Annotated in this window: 27 protein-coding genes; 18 read left to right on the forward strand and 9 right to left on the reverse strand. The window is 67.4% G+C overall.

Features of this window, described 5'->3' with window-relative positions; genetic code table 11:
• Positions 1-34 precede the first annotated feature (34 nt).
• From OG716_RS15230 to OG716_RS15245, 4 genes are read right to left on the reverse strand one after another with little or no spacing between them, the layout of a single operon-like run.
• A complete protein-coding gene (locus OG716_RS15230; RefSeq protein WP_405138274.1) occupies positions 35-613 on the reverse strand; it encodes a neocarzinostatin apoprotein domain-containing protein in 579 nt (192 codons plus the stop codon).
• Positions 614-621: 8 nt separating this feature from the next.
• Positions 622-1,035: a neocarzinostatin apoprotein domain-containing protein gene (locus OG716_RS15235; RefSeq protein WP_405138275.1), complete on the reverse strand. Its 414-nt coding sequence runs from the start codon at positions 1,033-1,035 to the stop codon at positions 622-624.
• A 20-nt stretch (positions 1,036-1,055) separates the two neighbouring features.
• Positions 1,056-1,637: a GPS-CTERM domain-containing protein gene (locus OG716_RS15240; protein WP_405138276.1), complete on the reverse strand. Its 582-nt coding sequence runs from the start codon at positions 1,635-1,637 to the stop codon at positions 1,056-1,058.
• Positions 1,634-2,791, reverse strand: a complete 1,158-nt coding sequence (locus OG716_RS15245) for a hypothetical protein (protein ID WP_405138277.1) — start codon at positions 2,789-2,791, stop codon at positions 1,634-1,636. The genes OG716_RS15240 and OG716_RS15245 overlap by 4 nt, the downstream gene beginning before the upstream one ends.
• A gap of 258 nt (positions 2,792-3,049) precedes the next feature.
• Between OG716_RS15245 and OG716_RS15250 the strand changes: the two genes are divergently transcribed.
• From OG716_RS15250 to OG716_RS15285, 8 genes are read left to right on the forward strand one after another with little or no spacing between them, the layout of a single operon-like run.
• Positions 3,050-4,690 (forward strand): nitrilase-related carbon-nitrogen hydrolase, encoded by a 1,641-nt coding sequence (locus OG716_RS15250; RefSeq protein ID WP_405138278.1) that lies wholly within the window; start codon positions 3,050-3,052, stop codon positions 4,688-4,690.
• Complete coding sequence (locus tag OG716_RS15255; protein ID WP_405138279.1) at positions 4,687-5,496, forward strand: oxidoreductase; 810 nt, start codon at positions 4,687-4,689, stop codon at positions 5,494-5,496. The genes OG716_RS15250 and OG716_RS15255 overlap by 4 nt, the downstream gene beginning before the upstream one ends.
• A gap of 2 nt (positions 5,497-5,498) precedes the next feature.
• Positions 5,499-6,434: an alpha/beta hydrolase family protein gene (locus OG716_RS15260; RefSeq protein ID WP_405138280.1), complete on the forward strand. Its 936-nt coding sequence runs from the start codon at positions 5,499-5,501 to the stop codon at positions 6,432-6,434.
• Between the two features lie 9 nt (positions 6,435-6,443).
• Positions 6,444-7,565 (forward strand): Rieske 2Fe-2S domain-containing protein, encoded by a 1,122-nt coding sequence (locus OG716_RS15265; RefSeq protein ID WP_405138281.1) that lies wholly within the window; start codon positions 6,444-6,446, stop codon positions 7,563-7,565.
• Positions 7,562-8,251, forward strand: a complete 690-nt coding sequence (locus OG716_RS15270) for a hypothetical protein (RefSeq protein WP_405138282.1) — start codon at positions 7,562-7,564, stop codon at positions 8,249-8,251. The genes OG716_RS15265 and OG716_RS15270 overlap by 4 nt, the downstream gene beginning before the upstream one ends.
• Entirely contained in the window at positions 8,248-9,159 is a 912-nt protein-coding gene (locus tag OG716_RS15275; RefSeq protein ID WP_405138283.1) for a hypothetical protein, read from the forward strand. The genes OG716_RS15270 and OG716_RS15275 overlap by 4 nt, the downstream gene beginning before the upstream one ends.
• Positions 9,156-9,926 carry an SDR family oxidoreductase gene (locus tag OG716_RS15280; RefSeq protein WP_405138284.1) on the forward strand — a complete coding sequence of 257 codons (771 nt, stop codon included), beginning with the start codon at positions 9,156-9,158 and terminating at the stop codon, positions 9,924-9,926. The genes OG716_RS15275 and OG716_RS15280 overlap by 4 nt, the downstream gene beginning before the upstream one ends.
• Before the next feature lie 30 nt (positions 9,927-9,956).
• On the forward strand, positions 9,957-10,700 hold the full coding sequence (locus tag OG716_RS15285) for an arylmalonate decarboxylase (protein ID WP_405138285.1): 744 nt from the start codon (positions 9,957-9,959) through the stop codon (positions 10,698-10,700).
• A gap of 91 nt (positions 10,701-10,791) precedes the next feature.
• Here the strand turns inward: OG716_RS15285 and OG716_RS15290 are convergent, their stop codons facing one another.
• Positions 10,792-11,685: a DUF4437 domain-containing protein gene (locus OG716_RS15290; RefSeq protein WP_355127605.1), complete on the reverse strand. Its 894-nt coding sequence runs from the start codon at positions 11,683-11,685 to the stop codon at positions 10,792-10,794.
• An 82-nt stretch (positions 11,686-11,767) separates the two neighbouring features.
• Between OG716_RS15290 and OG716_RS15295 the strand changes: the two genes are divergently transcribed.
• The gene (locus OG716_RS15295) at positions 11,768-12,337 is read left to right on the forward strand and encodes a TetR-like C-terminal domain-containing protein (protein ID WP_405138286.1); all 570 of its coding nucleotides are present in this window, start codon (positions 11,768-11,770) and stop codon (positions 12,335-12,337) included.
• 36 nt (positions 12,338-12,373) lie between these two features.
• Positions 12,374-13,117: an arylmalonate decarboxylase gene (locus OG716_RS15300; protein ID WP_405138287.1), complete on the forward strand. Its 744-nt coding sequence runs from the start codon at positions 12,374-12,376 to the stop codon at positions 13,115-13,117.
• Between the two features lie 51 nt (positions 13,118-13,168).
• Here OG716_RS15300 and OG716_RS15305 read toward each other — a convergent pair whose 3' ends face one another.
• Positions 13,169-13,996 carry an HpcH/HpaI aldolase/citrate lyase family protein gene (locus tag OG716_RS15305; protein ID WP_405138288.1) on the reverse strand — a complete coding sequence of 276 codons (828 nt, stop codon included), beginning with the start codon at positions 13,994-13,996 and terminating at the stop codon, positions 13,169-13,171.
• A 220-nt stretch (positions 13,997-14,216) separates the two neighbouring features.
• Here OG716_RS15305 and OG716_RS15310 point away from each other — a divergent pair, with 220 nt between their 5' ends.
• The 5 genes from OG716_RS15310 (at position 14,217) to OG716_RS15330 (ending at position 18,853) form a co-directional block, all read left to right on the forward strand.
• A complete protein-coding gene (locus OG716_RS15310; RefSeq protein WP_405138289.1) occupies positions 14,217-15,179 on the forward strand; it encodes an alpha/beta hydrolase in 963 nt (320 codons plus the stop codon).
• An 87-nt stretch (positions 15,180-15,266) separates the two neighbouring features.
• Positions 15,267-15,917: an ABC transporter permease gene (locus OG716_RS15315; RefSeq protein WP_405139690.1), complete on the forward strand. Its 651-nt coding sequence runs from the start codon at positions 15,267-15,269 to the stop codon at positions 15,915-15,917.
• Positions 15,910-17,091 carry an ABC transporter ATP-binding protein gene (locus OG716_RS15320; RefSeq protein ID WP_405138290.1) on the forward strand — a complete coding sequence of 394 codons (1,182 nt, stop codon included), beginning with the start codon at positions 15,910-15,912 and terminating at the stop codon, positions 17,089-17,091. The genes OG716_RS15315 and OG716_RS15320 overlap by 8 nt, the downstream gene beginning before the upstream one ends.
• Entirely contained in the window at positions 17,088-17,876 is a 789-nt protein-coding gene (locus OG716_RS15325; RefSeq protein WP_405138291.1) for an ABC transporter permease, read from the forward strand. Before OG716_RS15320 ends, OG716_RS15325 begins: the two co-directional genes overlap by 4 nt.
• Positions 17,873-18,853, forward strand: coding sequence for a glycine betaine ABC transporter substrate-binding protein (locus tag OG716_RS15330; RefSeq protein ID WP_405138292.1), 981 nt, complete (start codon positions 17,873-17,875; stop codon positions 18,851-18,853). Before OG716_RS15325 ends, OG716_RS15330 begins: the two co-directional genes overlap by 4 nt.
• 11 nt (positions 18,854-18,864) lie before the next feature.
• On the opposite strand, the gene OG716_RS15335 is transcribed toward OG716_RS15330, so the two are convergent.
• On the reverse strand, positions 18,865-20,910 hold the full coding sequence (locus OG716_RS15335; protein ID WP_405138293.1) for an MMPL family transporter: 2,046 nt from the start codon (positions 20,908-20,910) through the stop codon (positions 18,865-18,867).
• 345 nt (positions 20,911-21,255) lie between these two features.
• Here OG716_RS15335 and OG716_RS15340 point away from each other — a divergent pair, with 345 nt between their 5' ends.
• Positions 21,256-22,626: a TIGR01777 family oxidoreductase gene (locus OG716_RS15340; protein ID WP_405138294.1), complete on the forward strand. Its 1,371-nt coding sequence runs from the start codon at positions 21,256-21,258 to the stop codon at positions 22,624-22,626.
• Positions 22,627-22,638: 12 nt separating this feature from the next.
• Here the strand turns inward: OG716_RS15340 and OG716_RS15345 are convergent, their stop codons facing one another.
• Positions 22,639-23,487: a MerR family transcriptional regulator gene (locus OG716_RS15345; protein WP_405138295.1), complete on the reverse strand. Its 849-nt coding sequence runs from the start codon at positions 23,485-23,487 to the stop codon at positions 22,639-22,641.
• A 165-nt stretch (positions 23,488-23,652) separates the two neighbouring features.
• On the opposite strand from OG716_RS15345, the gene OG716_RS15350 reads away from it, so the two are divergent.
• Positions 23,653-24,246, forward strand: a complete 594-nt coding sequence (locus OG716_RS15350; protein WP_405138296.1) for a lipocalin family protein — start codon at positions 23,653-23,655, stop codon at positions 24,244-24,246.
• 40 nt (positions 24,247-24,286) lie between these two features.
• Positions 24,287-24,739, forward strand: coding sequence for an SRPBCC family protein (locus tag OG716_RS15355; RefSeq protein ID WP_405138297.1), 453 nt, complete (start codon positions 24,287-24,289; stop codon positions 24,737-24,739).
• Between the two features lie 241 nt (positions 24,740-24,980).
• On the opposite strand, the gene OG716_RS15360 is transcribed toward OG716_RS15355, so the two are convergent.
• Positions 24,981-25,523 (reverse strand): hypothetical protein, encoded by a 543-nt coding sequence (locus OG716_RS15360; protein ID WP_405138298.1) that lies wholly within the window; start codon positions 25,521-25,523, stop codon positions 24,981-24,983.
• Positions 25,524-25,557: the final 34 nt, after the last annotated feature.

The raw sequence follows: 25,557 nt of genomic DNA on the forward strand, positions 1-25,557 counted from the left end.
ACCACTTCCCGGTAGCTCGATGCGCCGGGCGGGATTATCGAGGTCTGCGGCGGCGGAGCACCACGACCACGATGGCCGCGAGGACCACAACTACCGCGATCGCGATGATGACCACGCTGACAGTGGAAGAAGACGAGGACGAGTCGGCAGGCTCGGCCGTGGCGCTGCTGGTGCCGGTCGGCCCGCCGGGTGCGGTGAAGGTCAGGGGGATCGCGGCCAAAATGTCGGTGGCGTTCGTCAGGCTGGTGACCGCCAGGGTGCAGGCTCCGGGGGCAGCGGTGCAATCGATGCCGCCGACGGAGGCGACGAGGGTCACCACCGCCCCTCGGTCACCGGGTTTCCACACGCCCTGCGCGTCAGCGACGCCGAGCAGCGAACCGCCGAGGTTGCAGTCGGCAGGGCTGGTGATCTGGGGTTTGCATTGGCCGATGGCGACGGTCGGGAGATTGGGCGGCAGGCCGTCCAGAGCCACGGTGATGGGCTGACCCACCGTGACATCGCCGGATGGGGTCGGGTGCAGGACGGGAGACGCGATGGCCGGGGCGCTGGTCGCGAGCAGCGCGGCGGCCGTGACCGCCGCGCCCGCGACACCTCGAAAGATGTTGCTTCTCATACCGTTTCTCAGCCGAAGGTCAGGGGGATGGACGCGAGGATATTGGTGGGGTCGGTCAGGCTGGTGACGGAGATGGTGCAGGCGCCCGGTGCCGACGTACAGTCGACGCCGCCGATCGAGCCGACCAGGGTGATGGAGTTACGGCTCGCCTGCCAGGTACCGGAACCGTCGGCATTGCCCAGGATCGAGCCGCCGAGGTTGCAGTCGTTCGGGCCGGAGATCTGCGACTTGCATTGACCGACGGCCACGGAGGCGAGATTGGGAGCCAGGCCGCTCACCGAGACGCTGATGGCTTGCCCGGCGCCTACGCCACCGGATTGACTCAGTTGCACGGAGGCCGCCTGTGCGGGTGCGCCGCCGAACAGTGCGACGGCCGCGAGGCCCGAGAGCACGGCACTGGATCGTAAGAGGGTGCGAAACATCTTGTTCTCCTTGGGATCTACTAGAGCCGCCGCCGATCGGCGAAGGCCGTTCCGGCGACGATGACGAGCAGGCCCGCGGTCACCGACCACAGCACCGCGGAGGGGCCGTTGGTGCCGGTGGCAGCAGCCGCGGTGGTGGTGACCGCCGGAGCCGGGGTGAGGGTCGGTAGTTGCGAGCCCGCGAAAGTGACCAGCACCGACGCCGAATTGGCCGCAATGACGGCGGCGGGTTCGGTGCCGGGCAGTGGTGCGGCGGCGATGACGCACTGCTGATGCGTGCAGTCGATGCCGTTGAAATGCGGTCGCACAGTGAGAGTCAAGGTCTTGAAGGTGCCGTCGGAAGCGATGTTCACGAAGGTCGCTCCGCCCTCGAGGTCGCAATCCTTCAGGCCGTTGGTGAAGCCCTGCTTGCACATGCCCACCGCCACGGCGGCAAGTCCGGGCTGGAATCCATTACCGCCCACTGTGATTCGCTGTGCCTCCGCGAGATCGCCGGTCGCGCTGACCTGTAGTGCGGCAGCGGGCTCGGCGGCGGCCGGGGCGATCGCCGTCAATGCGGTGACCGCGAATGCGGCGCAGCCGCACAGGAATGTACGAATCATCGGACGCCTCCTTCGGTGGCGAACGCGGTGCGGGAACCGGACGGAATTCGGCTGCGGGCCGCGACGGGGATGGCGCGGACGGTGAACAGTGCGGCCGCCAGCACCGGCAGCGCCGAGAGAGCCAGGGCCGACCCCGTTCCCCACACGTGCCCGGTTGCGACGGCGAGCCCGAGACCGGCGAGGCCGCCCGCCGCAACCGTGCACGCGGTGACAGCACTTCGCGTCAGGTCGGCAGCAATCGAACCCTCTTGACTCAGTACCGAATCCAGCACCGCGAGGCAACGAACCACCGCCGCGAGCGTCACGGCGATTCCGGCCGTCAGCTGCCACGCACCGGGCGCGGTAGCGACCAGAAGCGAACCCCCGGCGGCGAGAATCAGCAACGGTGTGATCGCGCCGGCACGCCTGCCGGGCAGCAGCGCGACGATGACCATGGGCGCGGCAGCCGGAGCCAGGTACCAGGGGTGGTCGGCATCGAGCACATTCCAGCGAAACAGCAGCAGATGAAGCGCCGGGAGCAATGAGCCTCCCACGGCGAAACCCGTTGCGGCGTAGGCGGGCAATATCCGCCGCGTCTCCCGATCCGGCCGCAGGGTGCCGCCGCAGGTCTCCGCGGCGGCGGGCCGAGGCAGCGCGAACAGCGCCACTCCCAGCGCCACCGCTGTCGAACCTGTTGCCACCAGCGCGATTCCGGGATTCTGCACGCTGCCACCGGCCGCCAGCGCGCCCCCGACCAGTCCGGCCGCCGGTACCGCGTAGCCCGTACGGGCCCGACCGGCCGATGCGAGTCCGGCCACCAGCACCGCGCCCATCAGCACGCCGACGGCCAGCACACCGCCGGTGAACGCACTGATGCTCGGAATCGCCCCCGCGACAACCAGTCCCGATCCCGCAAGCACACCGCACGCACCCGTCCTGCGCCCGGAGGCGATCAGTCGCCACCGCACCACGGGCAGTATCGCGATCACTCCGAGCCCGACGGCGGTCAGCGCGATATACCCGACAACCGCACCGGGTAGTCCGACGACTCCGCCGAGCGGCTTGTCCAGCAGCACGATTTCGATGCCGGCCATGGGCCCTGCCACTGCCGCGAGCAGCACGGTGAGCCGGGAACCGAGGGTGCGGTCCACTCCGGATGCGTTTCGCGTCGACATCCTCACCTCCAGCACGTGTTTCGCTAGTGGAAACACGGTTTCGCAGTTGCCATATTGAACCTGCGCCACCTGCGGGTGTCAAGGCCGCAGTGGCACGTAACCGCCTGGAAACAGCCGGTATTCGCCCTCATAGCGATTACCGCGACATGAAATATCGGCCGACCGCTGGACAGATCAGCGCGGCCGGTACAGAATCACGAATATTGGAAACAGTGTTTCGATCTCCGAAACATGCACCGAGTAGGAGGGTGCGAGTTCATGACCCGAGTCGCGGCCGCACAACTCGCCGCGGGCACGGATGTCGCGGAAAACCTCGACGCCTGCCTTCGCATGATCGATGCCGCCGCGGCGGCGAACGCGGAACTGGTGGTACTGCCCGAGTTCTGTAATCACCTATCGTGGTACACCGACCGCGCCCACGCGCACCGAATGGCCTGCCGCCTCGGGGACTCATTCCTGACCCCTATCGCCGAACGCGCCGCGCGGCACCGGATCTACGTCAAGATCGGCGTCACCCTCGCCCGCGCTGACGGCCGCACCACCGGCACCGGTGTGCTGTTCGGCCCCGACGGCGCGTTGCTGGGGCAGTCGGACAAGCAGATTCTGATGGGCGCGGAGAACGACCATCTCGATCCCGGCGAGACCGATTCACCCGTCATCGACACCCCGCTCGGGCGCATCGGCATGTACGCCTGTATGGAGGGCGTGACCTGCGAGGTGGCGCGATCGCTGGCGGTGCGCGGTGCGCAATTGCTGCTCAACAGTCTCAACTCGTTCGCGACCGATGAAGCGAGCCTGCACATTCCGGTCCGCGCCGCGGAGAACAGGGTGTGGGTGGTGGCCGCCAACAAGGTGGGTCCGCTGCTCCCCGCGCAGCAGCTGCCCGCCATCGCGGCACGGCTGGGCGTCCCGCCGGATCGGTTGCACGGCGCGGGCGAGAGCCAGATCGTGGCGCCGGACGGCGCGACCGTAGCGAAGGCTCCGGCAACCGGTGAGTCGCTGGTGTTCGCCGATATCGATATCGATCTGGCCGATGACAAACGCAGACCGGACGGCACCGACATCCTTGCCGTCCGGCGCCCGCGACTGTACGCGCCATTACTGGCTGAGCCCTCACTTCGGCAAGCACCGGCTGGCATGGACACGCTGCAGGTCGCCGCCGTCCTGCCCGACCTCGATGTGATCGCCGAGACAGCCTCGGCCGGTCCGGAATTGCTGGTGCTCCCGGAAACGGCGACGCTGTCCGCCGCCGAGGTGATCGCCGCACTGCAGGGCACCTCCGCACACGCGGTGCTGACCGTCCGCGTAGGCGACGCCCAGCACGGACTACTCGTGAACGCCGGAGGCATTGCCGGATACCAGCCCCAGCTGCACCGCACGCACCGGCACCCCTGGCTCACCGACACCGGCTCCCGCGTGGAGGTCTTCGAATTGCCTTGGGGCCGACTGGCGCTCGTGGTCGGCGACGATGCCTTGTTCCCCGAGACATTCCGGCTGGCCGCAATCCAGGACGTCGATGTGGTCGCGGTCCCGCACTCCCCCGTCGAACGATGGGAGACCGGGCTGGGCCTGCCGGAGCGATCGGCAGAGAACCGGTTGAATGTGGTCGCCGCCGGCCTGGATCCGCAGGGCGGCCTGGTCGCCGCCGTCTACGCACTGAGCCCCGATTTCACCCTCTGGACCGCCTGGAGCGGCCCCTTCACCGGCGTCATCAGTCACCCCGAGATCACCCCCGCCCCTCCCGGAGCCACCCGGGTGCACGCACTTGTCCGCCCCGCACAAGCCGTGAACCGCAATGTATCCAAGGGCACCGACCTGGTCGCCGGACGGCCGCGCCCCGCGCTCGCCGCCCTCCTCCGGGAGCCCGCCACCCTGACCACCCAACCGGAGCTGCCATGAGCGAAACCGTGCAACACGTCGAGCAGATGGTCGACGAAGCACCCAGAATCGATGTGACCGAGACGTTCCTCGAGTGGCAGGCCCTGCTGGGTGAGCTCAAGGACAAGATCGCCGACCGCTTCGAACTGCATCGCGACCCCTGCACCGAAGACCTCCGGTCCTACGGCGACCCGGCCACCGGGCCCTCCGGCAGTCTCGCCGCCTACTCCGGTCCGGAGATCGATTGGCTGGTGCATTCCTGGATCGGTGATCCGCGAACGGGTTTCGTGAACCTGCACCTGACCGCCTGGCTCGGCCCGCAGGTTCGCGTACCCCATCTGGGCTCGGCGCTGCTGCTCTGGCCGGAGGGCTGGTTCTATGTCGACGGCGTCCCGCGCGGTGATCTGGTCGGCGACGGCGCGTACTTCGACAGCTACTACGCGGACGCGGATGCCCCGTGGCTGCGGTTCAAGCAGGATCATCCGGACTTCACCTGGTTCACCAGCCGCACCGGTTTCATTCGCGCCAGTCTCTCCCCCACGGCCTACTGCTATTCCTTCCCCGCCACCCGCCCCAATCTCGACACCGTGCGGGACCTGCTGACCGCGAAGGTGGACCAGTGGCTCGGCTGGGTCGATGCCGCCGCAGCCGTTCCCGCTGCCGAACAGGCGGCGCTCGCGGCCCGGGATCTGCGGATCCGCCGCAATATCGCCGAGCGTGACCCCGCGAATGTCATGGGCGAGCGCATGTTCGGACCCGAATTGACCCAGCGGTTGGTGCGCGCCCTGTGGGGCGGCGACCGCGTTCTCCCGAGACCGGTGGCGTGAACATGATCCGTTCGCTGTGGTGGTCGGTGCGCACCGAGGGTGCGGCGCCGTTCGATACCGCCCATATGAAGGTGTACTACCCGGCGGTGGCCTCCGGTTCCGATGCCGAACGGCTCAGTGGCGTCTTCGCCCCGGACCCCGCCGCCGCGCCCTACCCCGTGGTGGTGTTCCTGTCCGGGGTCAATGTCGGCCAGGACTCCTATCGCCGATACGCCACCGCTGTCGCCGAATCCGGTTTCGTCGTAGTGACTTTCGATCGGGTGGCCGAGTTGTTCGGCGGCGTGCGCGGCCTGACCCCGGGTGTCGATATCGCCGCCGCCCGGCCCGACACCTACGGCACCCGGCCCACCTGTCCCACCATTCCGGCTGTGCTGGCGGCTCTCGCCGAACTCAATGAGACCGAACCACTGCGCGGCGCACTGGATCTGGATCGGATCGCGCTCGGCGGTCACTCCGCCGGTGGCACCGTAGTACTGCAGTCGGCGAGCTATTTCCCTTCCGTGCGTGCGGTTTTCGCGTGGGGTGCGCACACCATGGTGGCCACCATGCTCGGCTGGGATCCGGGGACGGTGCTGCCGGCGCAGGTGAACTGTCCGGTGCTGCTGGGCGTCGGCACCAATGACGGTGTCATCAAGGGCAGCGCCGACCGCTACGGCGAGGGCGAGGACCGGCCCGACCCGGTGGCGCGCACCTTCGCCGAAGCCCTGCCGGAGGGCGACCACCTGCTCGCCATCGTGCCGGGCGCCAACCACTTCGGCATCGCGGACGCCGATCCGACCGCCGCGCGCGCATTCCTGGACGGTCCGGCCGATACCGACGCGCTCCCCGGATTCGCGCGGCTCACCTCACTGTTCCTGCATGCGCATCTGCGTGATTCGGCAACCGCGCGTGATGAACTCGCAGGCTTCGACGACGGCATGCTATTGAAACGGCGATAGGGAGATCGAGTGCTCAAGAACTTCTGGTACGCCGTCGAATTCGCTGATCGAGTCGGTCGCGAACCACGCAGGGTGACCTGCCTCGGACAGGATTTTGTGCTCTACCGCACCGAATCCGGAGCCGTGACCTGCCTGTCGGATCTGTGCGTGCACCGCGGCGGCGCACTGTCCATGGGCAAGGTCACCGGTGACTGCATCACCTGCCCCTACCACGGCTGGCAGTACAACGCCGAGGGCGTCTGCGTACGCATTCCGGCCAATGCGCCCGAACGCACCATCCCGCGTAAAGCCCGGGTGGACAGTTACCCCGCCCTCGAGCGCCATGGCATGGTGTGGGCATTCCTCGGCGATCTGCCGGAGCCGGAGCGCCCGCCCATTCCGGAAATACCGCAGTGGGACGATCCGTCATTCCGCGCGGTCGAGGTCGATATGGTGATCGACGCCAATTACGAGCGCACCTTCGAGAACGTCGCCGACGCCTCGCACACCCCGTTCGTGCACGGCACCGCCTTCGGCAATCCCGATAAGCCCGAGATCCCGGATTTCCGGGTGAATCAGACGGATTGGTCGGCCGAGGCCGATTTCCAGCTCAGCCCGCCGCCGCCCAAGGGGCTGTGGGGCCTGCTCGCCAAACGCAAGCCGCAACCGGAGTACGTCACCGTTACCAATGCCTGGTATCTGCCGAACATCGTGAAATTGCATGTGCGGCTGCCGATCGGCGATTTGATCCTCTACGACTTCAATATCCCGCTGTCCCAGGACCGGACGCTGGTCAAGATCCTCGGCTTCCGCAATTTCTTCACCGGTTCGTGGGCCGATGCCAACGCCCGCAAGCGCATCGAGAAAATCCTGCTGCAGGATCGCCCGGTGGTGGAATCCCAGCGCCCGGAACTGCTGCCCTTCGACCTCTCGGACGAGTTACATGTGCGCAGCGACGCACTGCAGGTCGCCTATCGGCGGCGGCGCGCGGAGCTCATCAAACAGGGCTGGTGGGTGGAGGGCGACGACCTCATCACCGGTGACGCCCCGAGACGCACCGCCACCGTCATCGCCTCACCGGGCCGTCGCGACAATCCCGAACTCGCCAGCGCCTGGGTGCACAAGGCGCGCAATGGAGGAACACCGTCATGAGCCTGCCGGCCGCGCTCAGTGAGCGCACCCTCGAAACCCTCACCACCGCAATCGGATTGACCGTCGCCGACGACATCGCGTTGACCAGCGCCATGTCACCGGAGCCGGTGGGACGGCTGCGCGTGCTGCGCGGCGACGCGATCGACAAGGCCGTCACCGTCGATCTGGTGGTGCCGCCGATCGGGCTGGACAGCCATATGATCTTCGCGTTCACCGGGACCGATTCCGCGGTACCGCATTTCACGCTGGACTCGGTGTACGGCGGCGACTACTACGCCATGCATCTGGACCTCATTCCGCGCGTGGATCTGGGGGTGAATCTGGAGTATCTCGACGCCGCATTTCTGCCGCTGACGCCGGTGCTCGAGTCCGCCTGGGAGATCGACGGCGTCTCGCCCGCGGCGATCGGGCCCCGGCAGCGGGCGCTCATGTCGCCGTGGATGGTGGTCTGCCGGGCAACCGAAACCGCGTTCGGCGCGCTGGGCGCAAGCGTCGACGCGTATCTGCGGCACTGGCTCACACTGGTGGACAAGGGAGTTCCCGCCGTGGATGCCGATCTCCCGGCCCGGGACCTGGCCAATCGCGCCAATCTCTTCAGCCCGCAGGTGGATCCGGTATGGGCGCAGGTCACCCGGCTGCTGGGGGCCGAACAATCCGAACGGGTGCGCCAGGAGCTCGAGTCATGACCGCGGCACCGAGCAGCTGGCAGCAGCGTATTGCCGGCGAATGGGTCGGCCGGCCTTCACTTTTCGACGCGGAGGGCGTCTGGCTCGGGTTCGAGGATATCCGCCGCTCGTCGGTCTTCGCCGACGGTGAGACCACCTACTTCATGGATGGCGGGCTCACCGGCGGTGGAAAGCTGGCCGGGCGTTTCGCGCTCGGCGCCCCCTTCGAATTCGGGGTGATCGACTCCGACGGCGACCGGATCTACACCGGGCCCGATTTCTACGGTGCGGGCCAGCCCTACGGGGGATTCGTCGACGCCGGCTATTACGGCCCGGGCTGGCAGGTATCGCTGAACACCTGGAACCAGACCATCGACGACACCCAGGTGTACTCCTCGGTGCTGTACCAGGGCCCGGCCGTGGTGGGCGTGTTCAATGGCGTCTACACCCGCGACCCCGAACTGGTGCCTGGCCGCATCGATACCGAAACCCGCTGTGGAGCAGTGCCGTTCACGGTGCCCACCAAGGACGAGAGCCGGTATTCGGGCGATCTGGAGCTGTGGAGCGCCGAGCAGCAGGCCCTCGGCAAGGTGCGCATGACGCTCGCGGTCGATCCGCTCAGCCTGCTGGCCGCCGAGCATCACCTGATCCTGTCGGGGCCGATGGAATCCGATTCTCGATTCACGGTGCGCCGCGACGGTATTCGCTCCTTCCACGAGGGCCCCGATATCTGGGGCAATGGGCTGGCCTACGGGCGCGCGAACTTCGTGCGCCTGCACCGGAACGACGGACGCCGCCTCGTCGGGCGGGAGTTCATGATCGACGCCGAGCCCGGAATGGGTGCGGGCGGCACGCTCGCGGTGGTGTATCAGCTCTTCCAGCACAACAGCCTGTCCGCCGTCCTGCACGGCGTCCTGGAGCGCGAATGAAGACCGTGGCGATCACCGGCGGCACCCGCGGCATCGGATTCGGCATGGCACAGGCGCTGCTGGCCGGCGGTCATCGCGTCGCGGTATGCGGTACCGACCCCGAACGGATCGGCAAGGTGCGCGCCGAATTACCGGAGAACGCACTGGTTCACGCCGCCGACGTCACCGATCGCGCACAGGTGCAGGGGTTCTGGGATGCGGCGGCCGAGCGTTTCGAGGGTGTGGATATCTGGATCAACAATGCGGGCGTCTCGCACCCGCGCACACCGATGTGGGAGCTGACGGCCGACGAGGCGCGAAAAGTGCTGAACACCAATCTCCTCGGCGTGCTCAATGGCTGCGCCGTCGCGGTACCGGCCATGGCCGCGCGCGGCCGAGGGCATATCTGGAATATGGAGGGTCTGGGCAGTGACGGCCGGTCGGTGCCCGGACTCGGGTTATACGGCGCGAGCAAGCGGGCCGTCACCTATCTGACCGAGGCGCTCGCCGAGGAATCCCCCGATCAGGTGACCGTCGGGCTGCTCAGCCCCGGCATGGTGGTCACCGACCTGCTCGTCGACGGATACCGCGACCCCGCCGAATTGGCGAAGGCGCGCACGGTGTTCAACATTCTCGCCGACCGCGTCGAGACCGTGGCCCCCTGGCTGGCCGAGCGCGCCGTCACCCGCACCCGCAATGGCGCACACGTGCAGTGGCTGACCACCGGGAAGGTACTGCGCCGCTTCGCCGCCGCCCCCTTCCACAAGCGCGACCTGTTCGCCGACTGATACGACTCCGCACTACCAGGAGATGATCCGATGCCCGATGTGCTCGGCTGGCGCGCCAAATTCGGGGTACTGGCCCCGTCCACCAATACCGTTGTGGAGCCGGACTTCGCGCGCATGGGCGTGCCCGGAGTGACCGCACACTTCGGCCGCATCCACATTCGCGATCAGAATATGAGCGATGACGCCGGTATGGGACGGCTGCTCGACCAGATCCGCGCCGAGCTGGTCTCCGCCTGCGAGCGGGTGCTGACCTGCGAGCCCGACTACATGGTGATGGGCATGTCGGCCGAAACCTTCTGGGGCGGGGTGGAGGGCAATCGGCGATTCGTCGCGCAGATCCACGAGGTGACGGGGCTCGAGGTAGCGACCGGGGCCGAGGCGTGCCGGCGGGCCCTGGAGCTGTACGGGGCACAGCGGATCGGCGTGGTCACGCCGTATCAGCCGGTCGGCGACGAGAATGTGGTGCGATTCTTCGGTGAACTCGGGTACGAGGTGCAGACCATCATCGGATTGCGCTGCCCCACAGCGGTATCCATTGCGCACGTCCCCGAGAATCGGCTCCGCGAGGCGCTGCTGGAGGCCGATAGCGACGGCGTCGATGCGCTCGTGCAGTGCGGGACCAATCTGTCGATGGTCGGGCTGGCCGATGAGGCCGAACGCTGGCTGGGCAAGCCGGTACTGGCCATCAATGCCGCCACGTGGTGGATGGCACTGCGGGACAATGGAATCACGGACCGAATCGAGGGCGCCGGGTCGCTGCTGCGCGACCATTGACCCCGGATGCTCCACTCCGGGCGAACTTCTTCGGGCGGGCGAACTTCTTCGGGCCCATCCGATCACCTCGGATGGGCCCGAAAACGGTGTGTCACTGATGAGTGGGATCAGCCCACGCGCCGATGGAGGCGGAGCGAACCGGTGAGATGAACCGCGGCGCGATGCTCTGCGGAAAATCCGGGCCCCAATTCGTGGCGTCACCGGTCATGACGACCTGAGCATTGTCGGTGTACCAGTCGACCAGGTCGGCGTCCGAGCGCAGCAGCCACGTGCAGCCCCGCTCCGCGTCCGCGGTGAAATCACCGTGGCGAATGAAGGCCGGGCGCCAGAAATATGTACCGGGCCACATGGTTCCGAAGTTGTACTCGAAACCACCGTCCAGGCAGTACGCCTCCTCACTGCACGGATGATGCGCCAGCGGCACCTCGCGCCAGCCCGGCTTGGCCTTGATCAAGCGGGTGTAGAACCCGGTCTTCTCATCACGGTGCAGCAGTTTGATGTAGAGCCCGGGGACGGGCGTGCCGCCCAGATCGAACCGCATCGGGCTGCCGTCCTTGACGTCGATCCACGGCATCGCGGCCGAATCCAGAACGACGAGTTTCTGGTCGGGACGGACGAATTCGCGGTCGGCGCCGGCGATATCGAAGTGCCAGTCGCCGAATTCGCGGAACAGCAGGATCTCGGTTCCCGCCGCCACCGAGAGCTCCGGCGTCCACACTCCGGGCGGAGCCGCCCAGTAGCCCTCCGGGCCGAGTTCGGTAGCACCGATGGTGACGCGCCCGGACAGTACGAACCATTCCGTCTCGGCGCGGTGCACGCCCGCGGGCCGGGTCCAATCGCTGGTGAACCGGACCTTGAGGGAGGCCGAGCCGTCCTCCTCGTCATAGCTGAGATTGCGCTGCTGCGCACTACCGGCGCCGTGCTCGAGTTCGGCGAGATGCCAGATCAGATCTTTTTCGTCGATGAGTTCGACATGCGGACGCATGGGTCCTCCTGAGGGAAGCAGTGTTTCCGATACAAAATGTAGCGCTTACGAATAAGCAAAACAAGATGTATCGTTTATTACCGTGACCAGACCCGGACGACCGGCCGGACCCGCCGCCGACACCACAGCGATCGTGCTCACCGCGGCCTTGCAGCTCGTCCTCACCGAGGGCGCGGGCGCGCTGACTCCGCAACGGCTGCACAGCATTACGGGGGTCGCCCGCACGACCATCTACCGGCACTGGCCCGCGCCCAAGGACTTTCTCGCCGCTCTCATCGCTGTGGCCCCGCACCCGTCACCCCAGCCCACCGGCGATCCGGCGGCCGATCTGCACACCGAGGTGGATCTGCTGTGTGATCGATTGCGCGACAAGCCCGTTGCCGCCTTCCTGCGCGCGCTGGTGACCGCCTCCGCCACCGATCCGGAATGCGCCGCGCTCCGCCGGCGCTATGTCCTGGACCTACTCGCACCCTTCCGCGCCGCGGCCCTGGCGGCCGGTATCGAGGATGCCGCGCTCGTCGAGGAGACCGCCATGACCATCGTGGCCCCGCTGCTCGTGGATGCCCTGCTCCTCGATCGCACCGCCGACCGGGGTCGCGCCCATCGCGCGGTGGCGGACGCGTTGTCCCGCACAGCAACCCGCACCGCCTGAACATCTTCCCGATACCGCGCACCACCGAGGAAAACGATGACCAATGCCGTGGGAACCCGAGCCGTTTTCGGGGTGATCGTGCCCAGCACCAATACCGTTGTCGAGCACGATTATTGGAAGGCCGGGCTGCCCGGCATCAGCTATCGCGCGGGATCGATGTACATCCCGAATCCGGTCATGGGCAACGACGCGGACTTCCAGGCGCTACTGGGACAGATCCGCGCCTCCATCGACACCGCGGTCCGCGATGTGCTCACCGCCGAGCCGGATCGCATGGTCATGGGCATGTCCGCGGAGACGTTCTGGGGCGGTGTCGACGGCAATGCAGCCTTCGAACAGCGCTTGCGCGACCGCACCGGCCTGCCGGTGACCACCGGCGCGAGTTCCTGCCGGGCAGCGCTGCATACGCTCGGATGTCAGCGCATCGCCGTGTTCTCCCCGTACCAGCCCATTGCCGACAGGGAGGTCGGCGCCTTCTTCACCGAGGCGGGCTTCGACGTCGCCGCCATTACCGGGCTGCGCTGCCCGACGGCCATGGATATCGCACGGGTGCAACCCGACCGGCTGCGGCAGGTGGCGGCGGCGCTCGACGGACCGGATATCGAGGCCATTGTCCAGGTGGGCACGAACCTCTCGTTCGTAGGTCTGGCCGACGAACTGGAACGCGAGGTAGGCAAGCCGGTCATCGCGATCAACGCCGCGACCCTGTGGCACGCGCTGCGCGAACACGGGCTGGACGACCGGGTCGAGGGCGCGGGCCGGCTGCTGCGTGAGCACTGAAGTCATTGCAGGACAGTCTTACACCGGTGCTTGATGAGGGAAGACGAGGGCTCACTCGGCAGACGTGTCCGCCAATAGCCTACGGGCCCGCCGGATCACGGCCAGGTCCACCATGCGCCCCTCGGGGTCGAACACAATGCCGCCATTCGCGGCTTCGAAGCGGTCCACCAGATCTCGGGCGCGGACGAGTTCGGCCGCGGTGGGGGTGAACACCTCGTTGACGATCGGCACCTGGGCCGGGTGAATGCACGAGCGGCCACGAAAGCCCATGCGCGCCAATGCCTTCGTGGATACTCGCAGCGCGTCCAGGTCACGGAAGTCGGTCTCGGCCGGGCCGACCGGTGGATCGATGCCGGCGGCGGCGCTGACCAGAACCACCTGGGTACGCACGGCGAGCAACCCGTCACGATCGCCGGGGTCGATTCCGGTATCGGCGCACAGGTCGGCCTCCCCCAGCTGTAATCGGGATACTCGGGGCGCGGCGGCGATCTCGGCGGCCGCCAGGATGGCCGCGGCGCTCTCCAGCAGTGGGCAGATCCGAATACGGCCGGGCGCCTCTTCGTGTGCGCTCAGGATGCTATCAGCAGTCCGAACCTGTTCCGCTGATTCGGCTTTCGCCAGGCAGATCGCCGCGACAGCGGGCAACGCGACGGCGCGCAGGTCCCGCTCGGCGGCGGCACCGGAGTTCACCCGAACCCAGATGCGGGGGTGGGCAGCGGTGACAGTGCGCAGCCAAGCCGCCACCTCCGCTAGCGCGGAGTCCTTGTCCCCCAGCGGAACCGCGTCCTCGAGGTCCAGCAGCACCACGTCGGCCGGGCCACAGAGCGCCTTGTCGAACAATTCCGGACGATTACCGGGAACGTAGAGCGCGGATCTCACCGGGCGACTCCTCACAGCGGGCGCGGCACACGACGCCTGTTCATATTCCGAAACACCGTTTCGCTGATCGAAACATATCCGCAATCATGCGGCGCTGTCCAGCTTTTATCGTCTACCCAGCCAGGCTATTGACACCCTTCGTATGCGCGCCAATGATCGTCCGAATATCAGAAACGCCATTCCCTCGAGGGAAACCGGCGTGCTCGCCACTGGAGTCGCGATGAGCCTTCGAGGTTCGACCCTGACCATCCTCGCCGCGGTGTGCACCGCCGCCGCCACCGGAGTAGGCACCGCCGAACCGCCAGGACTATCCGGATCGGTCGAGATAGCCTGCGCTGCGAGCACTCTGCATCAGAGCGCCGCCTGGTACCTGCCCACGGGACAACCGCGTGGCCTGGTCTGGGTGCAGCACGGTTTCGCGCGTGACAATGACAATGTCGCGGCCCTCGCCGAAACCCTGGCGGACGCCGGATATCTCGCGTTCGCGCCCAGTCTGCCGTTCCTGAATCTGTCCGGATGCACGCTGCAGAACCTCGGCGACAACACCCCGTTCCTGAATCAGGTGGCCGATTTGTTCGCCACCGCGGACGATCCGGCCGGACCCCTGGCCCGCAGCCTCGAAACCGCTGCGGCCGGTTCCGGACGGCCGATCCCGTCCATGCCAGGACAGCTGGTGTTCATCGGCCACTCCGCGGGGGCCGAGGCTGTCGAATACGTGGCGCATCGTCTGCACACCACCGCCCCGGCGACCTGGTCGAAGCTGCGTGGCCTGGTGCTGCTGGACCCGGTGAAGTCCTTCCTGGGCAACAACACCGAAACCGCGCTCACCGATCTGGATGCGACCGGCCTACCCATGCTCACAGTGTCGGCCCCGCCCTCGCTGTGCAATAACTTCGGCGGCGGCACCGCAGCCATGGAAGCCCTGCTGCACCGGCCCTTCATCGGCGTCCGCATCCCCGCGGGCGAGCACACCGATGCGGAGGGCGCCAGTTCCGACGGTATCGGCGAACTCCTGTGCGGCGTACCGCAGGCGGCGAATGTCGCGGTGCTGCAACGACTCACGTCCGGCTGGACCGATGACTTCATCGACGGCACACATACCGCCGCCTACTACCCCGGGGATCCGGCCGATCCCGGAGGCATCCCCGCTGCGCCCGGCGCGCAAATACTCGGCGGATCATGATCGAGGCACTGAGCGGGCCGATTTCCGTCCCGAGGACGCGGGATCGGGTTAGGGTCCGGGTATAACGGGCAACGGGGAGGTAGGGCCCTGGACACACTCTGGACATTCGTGGTGCACCGGCGGGCGCAGCTCGTCACCGATTCGTACCTGCATGTTTCGGCAGTGGTGCAGTCACTGCTGATCGCGGCGGTGATCGCCGTACTGATCGGAGTGCTGGTCTATCGCAGTCCGATCGGCTCGGCGGCGGCGACCGCACTGGCCAGCGCGATCCTCACGGTGCCTTCCTTCGCACTGCTCGGGCTGCTGATTCCGTGGCTCGGGCTGGGCGTCGGGCCGACCGTCACCGCGCTGGTGCTCTATGCCCTACTACCTATCCTGCGCAACACCATTGTCGGACTGGCCTCGGTCGATCCGGCGATCGTCGATGCCGCGCGCGGTGTCGGCATGAACCGGCTGCGGGTGCTCGCGCGCATCGAAATGCCGCTGGCCTGGCCGTCGATCCTGACCGGCATGCGGGTCAGCGCCCAGATGATCATGGGCATCCTCGCCATTGCCGCGTACGCCAAGGGGCCGGGGCTCGGAAATCTCATCTTCTCCGGCCTGGCCCGGCTCGGCAGTCCGAACGCGCTGCCGCAGGCGCTGGCCGGCACGATTCTGATCGTCGTGCTGGCGCTGCTGCTCGACGCGGTCTTCGTGCTCATCGGACGGTTCACCACTTCGAGGGGAATTCGTGACTGACACCGAAATCCGCGGCGACGGCACGGCATCGGCGGTGTCCGGTGTCGAGATCGTGCTGACCGAGGTCACCAAACGCTATCCGGGACAGGACGATCCGGCCGTCGACTCGGTCTCGATGACCATCCCGGCGGGTGAGATCGTCGTGCTGGTCGGGCCGTCCGGCTGCGGCAAGACCACCACCATGCGCATGATCAACCGGCTCATCGAGCCGACGTCGGGAACCATCACCATCGGCGGACGCGATGTCACCTCGGTGAATGCGGACCATTTGCGCCGCGGCATCGGCTATTCGATTCAGCAGGCCGGGCTGTTCCCCCATCTCACCGTCGCGAAAAACATTGCGACAGTGCCAGGTCTGATCGGGTGGGATCGCAAGAAGGTCGCCGCGCGCACCGATGAGATGCTCGAGCTGGTCGGCCTCGATCCCGGCAACTATCGCAACCGGTATCCGCGGCAGCTCTCGGGCGGCCAGCAGCAGCGGGTCGGGGTGGCTCGCGCGCTGGCGGCCGATCCGCCGGTGCTGCTGATGGACGAGCCGTTCGGCGCGGTGGATCCGATCACCCGTGGGCTGCTGCAGGACGAATTGCTCAGGCTGCAGTCCGATCTGGGTAAAACAATCGTCTTCGTCACCCACGATTTCAATGAGGCGGTCAAGCTCGGCGATCGAATCGCGGTGCTGGGCAACCACTCCCGCATCCTGCAGTACGACACCCCGGCGGCGATCCTCGCCGATCCCGCCGATGAGACGGTCGCCGGATTTGTCGGCGGGGACGCATCGCTCAAACAGCTCACCCTCACGCGGGTCCGCGATGTCGAACTCGGGGACTGCCCGACCGTCACCGAGACCGATACCGTCGAGTCGCTCCGGACCACGCTGGCCGGACGCGAATGGCCGTGGGCGCTGATCTGCGACGCACAGCAGCGGCCGCTGCGCTGGGTGTCGAACGAGCAACTGGTGCACGCGGATTCGCTGCGGGGTATCGGATTGCCGATCGGCGAACCGCTCGCGCTGCAGTCGACGCTGCAGGAGGCGCTGGCGGCCCTGCTCGCCGAGCAGACGGCCACGGCGGTGGTCACCGGCCGTCGCGGCGAATACGCGGGACTGATCACCATCGATACGCTCGTCGGACATCTGTCGGCCCTGCGCGCAACACATACGAGCGCCGAACAATGACGGCCTCGATCACAACCACCGCCGCACCGGCCACGAGCGCGCCGGCGACAGTTCGCCGGGCCGAACGGCTTCGGCTGCTCATCCAACCGGTAATCGTGCTGGTCCTCACCGCCGGTGTCCTGGTGTGGGCGTTCCGGCGCACTCTCACCGTCACCCAGCAGGCGAGTATCAGCGTCTCCAATATCGCCCATGTGACCTGGCAGCACGTATTGATCTCGGCGACCGTCGTGGTGATCGTGATCGCGGTGGCGGTACCGCTCGGCACCCTGCTCACCCGGCCCGGATATCGCCGTCTGGCACCGCTTTTCATCGGCATCGCCAATATCGGCGCGGCCGCTCCCGCCATCGGCCTGATCGTGCTGTTCTACCTCGCCACCCGCACCACCGGCTTCTGGATCGGCGTACTGCCCATCGCCTTCTGCTCACTGCTTCCGGTGCTGCGCAATACGATTCTGGGCTACCAGCAGGTGGATGCCACGCTCATCGATGCCGGACGCGGCCAGGGCATGTCGACGCTGACGGTCCTGCGCCGCATCGAATTTCCGCTCGCGGTGCCCTACATCCTGGCCGGACTGCGCACTTCCCTGGTGCTCGCCGTCGGCACCGCGACGCTGTCGTTCCTGGTGAGCGCGGGCGGTCTCGGCATCCTGATCGATACCGGATACAAGTTGCGGGACAACGTGACCCTGGTGGTCGGCGCGGTACTCGCGGTCGCGCTGGCACTGCTCGTCGACTGGCTCGGTGCACTGGCGGAACAGTTCCTCGGTCCCCGGGGGTTGAAGTGAGGACGCGCGCGTTGCGTGCGGCGGCGCTGGGGTTCGTGGCCATATTCGTGCTCGCGGGGTGCGGCCTGGAATCCGGAAGCGCGGTGCCACTGCAGGTGGGGCCCGGCAGCATTCGCCCGGTGCCGGAACTGAAGGGTGTGCCGATCACGGTGGGCTCCAAGGACTTCACCGAGCAGAACATCCTCGGCTATCTCATCGAGTTCGCGATGGCCGCTGCCGGAGCGAATGTCCGCGATCTGACAAATATCCAGGGCTCCAACAGCGTTCGCGATGCGCAGTTGAACGGGCAGATCGATATCTCCTACGAATACACCGGCACCGGCTGGATCAACTATCTCGGTAACGAGACCCCGATTCCGGACGAGGTCGGGCAGTTCAACGCCGTCCGCGACGCCGATCTGGCCGCACACGGCATCGTCTGGGCGGATATGGCGCCGATGAACAATACCTATGCGATGGTCACGAGCGCCCGCACCGCCAAGGAGACCGGGGTGGTGACCCTCTCCGACTATGCCCGGCTCATCGCCACCGATCCCGGCGCGGCCACGACCTGCGTCGGCACCGAATTCAATGTGCGCCAGGACGGTTTCCCGGGGATGGCGCACAAGTACGGGATCGATGCCGGCAAGGTGCACAAGCAGATCGTGCAGGACGCGGTGGTCTACCAGGCCACCGCCGATGCCACGCAGTGCAAGTTCGGGTCGGTCGCCGCGACGGACGGCCGCATTCCCGCGCTCGGGCTGGTGCTGCTGCAGGATGATCTCGGGTTCTTCCCGAAATACAATGCGGCACTGGTGATGCGCAAATCCTTCGCCGACGCCCACCCGCAGATCGCGGCCGTCATGGCGCCGATTTCGGCGCGGCTGACCAATGAATCGATCACCGCATTGAACAGTGAGGTCGACGTCAAAGGTCGTGAGCCCGCCGACGTCGCACGCGATTGGATGGTCGCGCAGGGGTTTGTCACCGCCCGCTGACCCTCACACCGCTATTCGCGATCTGCGTGCGTCCGCGCCAGGCGACTCGGCCACCAGACCCGGGAACCGATAATGGCGAACAGTGCCGGAATGATCACTGTGCGGACCACGAAGGTATCCAACAGGATCCCCACACCCACCACGATGCCGATCTGCGTGAGAGTGATCAGCGGGAGCACACCCAGGACGCAGAACACGGCGGCGAGCACCACGCCGGCGCTGGTGATGACGGCGCCGGTGGACGACACCGCGCGCACCATCCCCTGTTCGGTGCCGTGCGCGGGCGTCTCCTCCCGCGCCCGGCTGGTCAGGAAGATCGTGTAGTCCACGCCGAGAGCGACCAGGAACAGGAAGGCGAACAGCGGAACGTTCGTATCCACGGCGGGAAAACCGAAGGCGTGCACGCTGATCCAACTACCCAGTCCCAGCGCGGCGACCGCGCTCAAGACCGTGACCGTGACCAGCAGCAGCGCGGCGGGAATCGCGCGCAGCAATCCGAGCAGTACGACGAGGACCACCACCAGGATGAGCGGCATGATCACCCAGCGGTCATGTCCAGCGGCCGAGCGCGCATCGAGCGCTTTCGCGTCTCCGCCACCAACCACCGCGTCAGCGCCGGGCACCGCGGCCAATCGAGAGCGCAGCGATTCGACGATCGTGAACGCGTGGTCCGACGCCGGTGCGGCGTCCAGTACCACCGACCATCGCGCCAGGCCCGTCGGCGACGTGCCCGTCGGCGTCGCCTGAACCACACCCGCGGTGCCGGTCAGTGCCGAGGTCACCGCCGGTGCCGCCGAAGACTGTGCCAGCACCACCGTGGGATCGGCGGCCCCGGAGGGGAAATGCGCTGCCAGCGTGTCGAATCCGGTGACGGATTCGGCGCGCACCCGGAATTGCTGGGTCTGCGACAGCCCGATATCGACCGTGAAGAGCCCGCAGGCGAAGATCGCGAGCACCGTTGCCGCGGTGGCGGCGACCACCGCAGGTGACGCGACCACCCGTGTCGCCACCGCGTGCCACACCCCTTCCTCGGCCAGATCCCCCTCATCCGGGCGCGGAACGAAGGGCCAGAAGATATTCCGCCCGCACAGGGCGAGCGCGGCGGGCAATCCCAGGAGCACGAAGAGCAGCGCCGTCAGCAGGCCGGCCGCGCCGAACACGCCGAGACTCCGCGTGCTGGGCACTGTGGCCACCAATAGCACGAGCAAGGCCATGACCACGGTGAGATTGCTCGCCAGAATGGCGGGCCCGGCGCGGCGCACCGCCCGGCGCAATGCCGCCCGATGATCCGGATTGCGGTGCAGCTCATCGCGATAACGTGAGATCAGCAGTAGCGCGTAGTTGGTGCCCGCACCGAACACCAGCACGCTGGTGATGCCCGAGGTGGAGCCGTCCAGGGTCAAGCCCGTCAACCGCGCCAGACCGATTCCCACGCTGCTCGCCACCTGATCTGCCGCGCCGATGAGCAACAGCGGCACCAGCCACAGCACCGGCGACCGATAGGTGATGATCAGCAGCACCGCGACGACCAGCGCGGTGACTGCCAGCAGAGTGACATCGGCCCCGGAGAACGAGTCGGCGATATCGGCGGCGAATGCCGGTCCGCCGGTGATCTGCAGCGTCAAGTCCGCGGGGAGCCCCGCATGGGCCGCCGCCCTGATCCGATCGATGCCGTCGGTCAGTGCGCGCCCGCTCAGGTCGGAGGGAACCGGAATCTGCCCGATCACCGCGCCACCGTCCGGGGCCGGGCGCAGCCCGCCGGCGGCGCCGGTCCCACCGGCACCGGCGGCTACCCCGCGGGCCACGGCGGCGGCAGCGGCCGACCGGTCGGCTTCGGTCAATTGTCCGGCGTCGACTCGGGTCACGACCGCGATAGCCGACGCAACGCCGGCATCGGGGAATTCAGCCAGGGCACGCTCCACGCGAGCGGACTGCGCGCTGTGCGGCAATGACTCGGGCGAATCGCCCGACGCATTGTCGTGCCCGACTCCGCCGATCAGCGCCGCGCCCAGAGCGGCGAGCACCACCAGCAGCACCCACGACCGGCGGGAAGTCATCAGCGCCGCATATCGATCCCATGCACCCACCCGGTGAACTATTTCAGATTCTTAACTATCAGACAAGAGAGATACCTCGTGGCAATAGGCTTCGACGGTGCCGAGGATTTGCTGGCCGCGCATCGGGTGATCACGGCGGTGATCCTGGCGTTGCACGAGCACCACGACACGGTGACCGATCAGAGTTGACCCAGCGGACGCGACCTGAGCGGAAGTCATTCGGCGGCAATGACTGCCGCGTCCGCGCAGTAACCATGGGTTCATTCTGCCCGCTCCGCCTTCGATTCACATAGTGAAACGATTCATAAACGTTGCATCTGCTGGCGGTCTGGCTACAGTCGAGACATGGGCATCGAGTGTTCGGGCACTGTCGCAGCACCGCTGACCGAGGTTTTCGACTGGTTCGCCCGGCCGGGAGCATTCACCCGGCTGTCGCCGCCGTGGCAGCCGCTGTCGCTGATCCGGGAGTCCGCGTCGCTGGCCGACGGCCAGGCCGTCCTGGCACTGCCGGGCGGGTTGCGGTGGGTCGCCCGCCACGACCCGACCGCCTATGACCCACCGCATCGGTTCGCCGATGAGATCGGGGTGGACGGTCTTGCCTCCATGCCGGCCGGAGTGGCGGTCCGGTGGCGGCACACGCACGAGTTCGAGGCGGTCGACGATACGCACACCCGCGTCCTCGACCGCGTCGAGACACCGGTGCCCGCGGGGCTGCTACGCCCCACCTTCGTCTACCGCTATCAGCAGCTGGCCGATGATCTGGCTGCCCATCGAATCGCGGCCGAGCACGGATTCCCGCGCTCGACCATTGCCGTGACCGGCGCCGGCGGTGTGGTGGGGACCGCGCTGACCGCATTTCTCAGCACCGGCGGCCACACAGTCATCCGGCTCGTCCGGCACGCTCCCCGGAACCCCGGCGAACGCCGCTGGGATCCCGCTGCACCGGCGCCGGATCTGCTCGCGAACGTGGATGCGGTCATCCATCTGGCCGGCGCGTCCATCGCGGGCCGCTTCACCGAGCGGCACAAGCGCGATATCGCCGACTCCCGTATCGCACCCACCCGCGCATTGGCCGAACTCGCCACCCGCGCAGGCGTTTCCACCTTCGTCAGCGCATCGGCGATCGGCTATTACGGCTACGACCGCGGCGACGAGTCGCTGACCGAGGACAGCGCGCGCGGCGACGGGTTCCTCGCCGATGTGGTCGCCGACTGGGAGGAGGCCGCCGAGACCGCGCGATGCCGCGTGGTGCGGGTGCGGACCGGGATCGTCCAGTCACCGGCCGGCGGCACACTGCGCCTGCTGCGGCCGCTGTTCACACTCGGCCTCGGCGGCCGGATCGGTAACGGCCGGCAGTGGCTGTCGTGGATCGGCATCGACGATCTCATCGACGTGTATCACCGTGCGCTGTGGGACGACTCGCTGTCGGGCGCCGTGAACGCGGTCGCGCCCGAACCGGTGCGCAACAGCGAATACACGCGGGTGCTCGCCGCCGTACTGCACCGCCCCGCGATCCTGCCGGTACCGGGATTCGGACCGGCGCTTGTACTGGGGGGACAGGGCGCCCGGGAACTCGCCGCGGCGAGCCAGCGGGTCGTTCCGGCTCGACTGCACGCCGCGGGCCATCGATTCCGCGCCCCGGAACTCGAAGCGGCACTGCGTCATCTGCTGGGCCGCACGGCGGACGCCACCGAGTCCGCACGGGTGGGCACCTGACGCGGCGGGAAATCAGCTCAGCCGCTCGACGGCATCCCACAGGTCCGCGACCCGGATCGCCTGCTCCGGCAGGATGACCGCCACCCACCCCGGACCGCCGACATGGACCTGCGCGCCCGCCGATATCCCGGCCCGCACCGCGGAGGTCAGCGCCGTGGACTCCTGCTGCGACCAGAGCATGACCGCCATCCCGGGCTCGAGCCGCCCGAGCGTGTCGGACAGCGCATCGGTCGGCACATCCGCGCCCAGCATGTGCGCGCCCACGCCGCGCTCGGCCAGGGCCGCGCGCAATGCCTCGAGCGGCAGGGAATGCGCCTCCCCGCGGGTGCAGGCCAGTAGCACCCGCACCGGAACCCCGCTCGCGGGAGGCGGATTGGTGCGATGCAGTACCGACATCACGCACCACGACAGCAGATGCTCGACATCGATGCAGCCCTCGCCCTCGCCCTGCCGCGCCACAATGTCCGCGAAGGCGGGCCTGCACAGCAGGTCCCAGGTGCCGGTCACACCGAAATCACGCAGATGCGCGGTGAGCAGCCGCGACACCGCCGCCGTGTCGAAAGCGAATGCCGCCCGCAGGAGGGGCGCGGTGTCGCCGCGCCGCGCGCTGCCCGCGCGCACCAGCTCGGCGGCGCCGGACGGGCTCGCCCCCGCATCGATCAGTGCGCGCATGCGTTCGAGCAGAGCGATATCCGCCTCGGTGTAGAGGCGATGCCGGCCCGGCTGATGGGCGGCCGGCCCGATTCCGTAGCGCTGATTCCAGGTCCGGAGGGTCGCGGTCGGGATGCCCAGGCGCTCGGCGACAATCCGCACCGGATAACTGAGCCCGCTCTCGGCCGGAGAAACGGAACGTGCGGTCATCGTCCTATTCTGCCTTTCTCGCGGCGAGAACCCGTACTACGGCCTCGCGAGCAGCCGGATCCGCCGGGGAGCGCGAGAGTCGATGCTCGATGCGTCCAGTTCTGAATCGATTATGCATCGATTTGTGTAGTATCGATCCGACTGCGCCAATGAAGGAGAAGACTCGTGAAACTCGCTCGCCGCCTTCGGCCGATCGCCTGCGCTCTGAGCCTCGCCGCGCTGGCCGCACCGGCTTCCGCCCATGCCGCTGCCGCGCCCGAACCGGTGCCCAGCCTGGAGCTGACCCGCTATCTCGGTGCCTGGAATCAGTTGGCCGCCATACCGCAGTACTTCAATCTGATCTGCGCTCGCGATACCCGCGCCGACTACGCGCAGGACGCCAATGGCGATGTGTCCGTACACAATACGTGCACCACGTGGACCGGGGCTCGCAACGAGATACAGGGCACCGCCCGCGTCGCCGATGCCGCGACAGGAGCGCAGCTGCATGTGAGCTTCCCCGGCGTGCCGACACAGGACCAACTCGACGGGCCGGTCAATTACATCGTCACCGCATTGGGTGCGGACTACTCGTGGGCCTTGGTCACCGATCCCGGACGGACATCCGGCTTCGTCCTGTCACGAACCCCGGGCCTGGAGCCATCGCAGTGGGAACAGGTGCGCGCCGCCATCGTGCGCGCCGACGAGAATCCGTGCCTCTACCTGACCTCGCCGACGACGGGCGGCCGGCCGGACATCATGCCGCTGTGCGGAGTATGACCACGCGGCGGCAGACTCGGCGGCCTGTTAGCGTACGGGCATGCAGGGCAGTGTGACAGTTCGGATGGCCGCTCCCGCCGAAGAGATTTGGCGGCTCGTCAGCGACATCACGAACACAGGGAAGTTCAGTCCGGAAACCTTTGCCGCCGAATGGGTCGGTGGTGCGACGGCGCCCGCTGTCGGAGTGAAGTTCCGCGGGCATGTCAACCGCAACGGGTGGGGCCTGAAGTATTGGACCGTCTGCCGCATCATCGCCTGCGAACCCGGCCGGGAATTCGCCTTCACCGTGCTGGGCCCCGGCGGTATGGAGATCAATACCTGGCGCTACGTGTTCGAACCGGTCGAGGGCGGCACCGACGTCACCGAATCGTTCCAACTGCACCGCACCCCGGTGCTGCGGCTGTATTGGGCGGTGGCAGGTCTCGCGCGGGCCAAGACCAATACCGACGGCATGCGCGAGACGCTCGAACGTATCAAAGCCTTCGTCGAATAGCCTGCCGAATTCAGCTGGCGACGCGCGCGGATCACATCTTCCACATCGAGCGCATACTCATTAATTTGTGAATCACACTGAGGGTCAATACATATGACCCCATGACCGCACATCATCCTTACCGAATTATGCTGATTCCATTTCCGGCGGTATCACATCGGGGGCGGCGGCACTACTGCTGATCGCGGCCGACGCGAGCTACCGGCGACGATTGCCGCCGCCTTGCTGCCGGGGTGGAACTTCAGTCGGTGAGGGCCAGCTGATCGTGGCGCAGGTTCCGGCGCAGCAGCGTCGCATCGCACAGCTCCAGCACCGCGGTGAGCAGGCCCTCGGCCAGCGAGAGATCATCACCGTCGAGCGCGAAGAGCGTGATCACCAGCGTGCGGGCCCCGGAGGAGCTGCGGGGCAGGCGAGCATCCCGGCCCGGGTCGCCGGCGATGACGAAGGCCGGGCAGCCCGAGGTCATCATGAGCGCGGCTTCGAGTGCGTGGACCGGGTCCAGGTGCTGGCGGCGGCCGAGCGCGGCAATGCGGATGTGCTCCCTCGGGGTGCGGCAGCCGGTCGGCGCCGGTGGGCGCTCGATATGCTGCCAGCGGCCGATCGGCGGGAAGGCATCAATATCATTTCGCCCGCACCACCTCCGATGGCAACGCTCGACTACAGGCGCCACCACCGCCCGCAAACGGTCGATGTCATCGATGCAAGTGAGCACTTCGACCGTGCGGCACTCGACAGTCCGAACCCGGGGTTCGGCGACTATCGAGAGATCGATCAGCGCGGTCACCGAAGATTCCTCACGATCGATGCGACGCGGTAAC

The organism is Nocardia sp. NBC_01388, assembly GCF_045040085.1.
In the GTDB taxonomy this organism is placed as follows: domain Bacteria; phylum Actinomycetota; class Actinomycetes; order Mycobacteriales; family Mycobacteriaceae; genus Nocardia.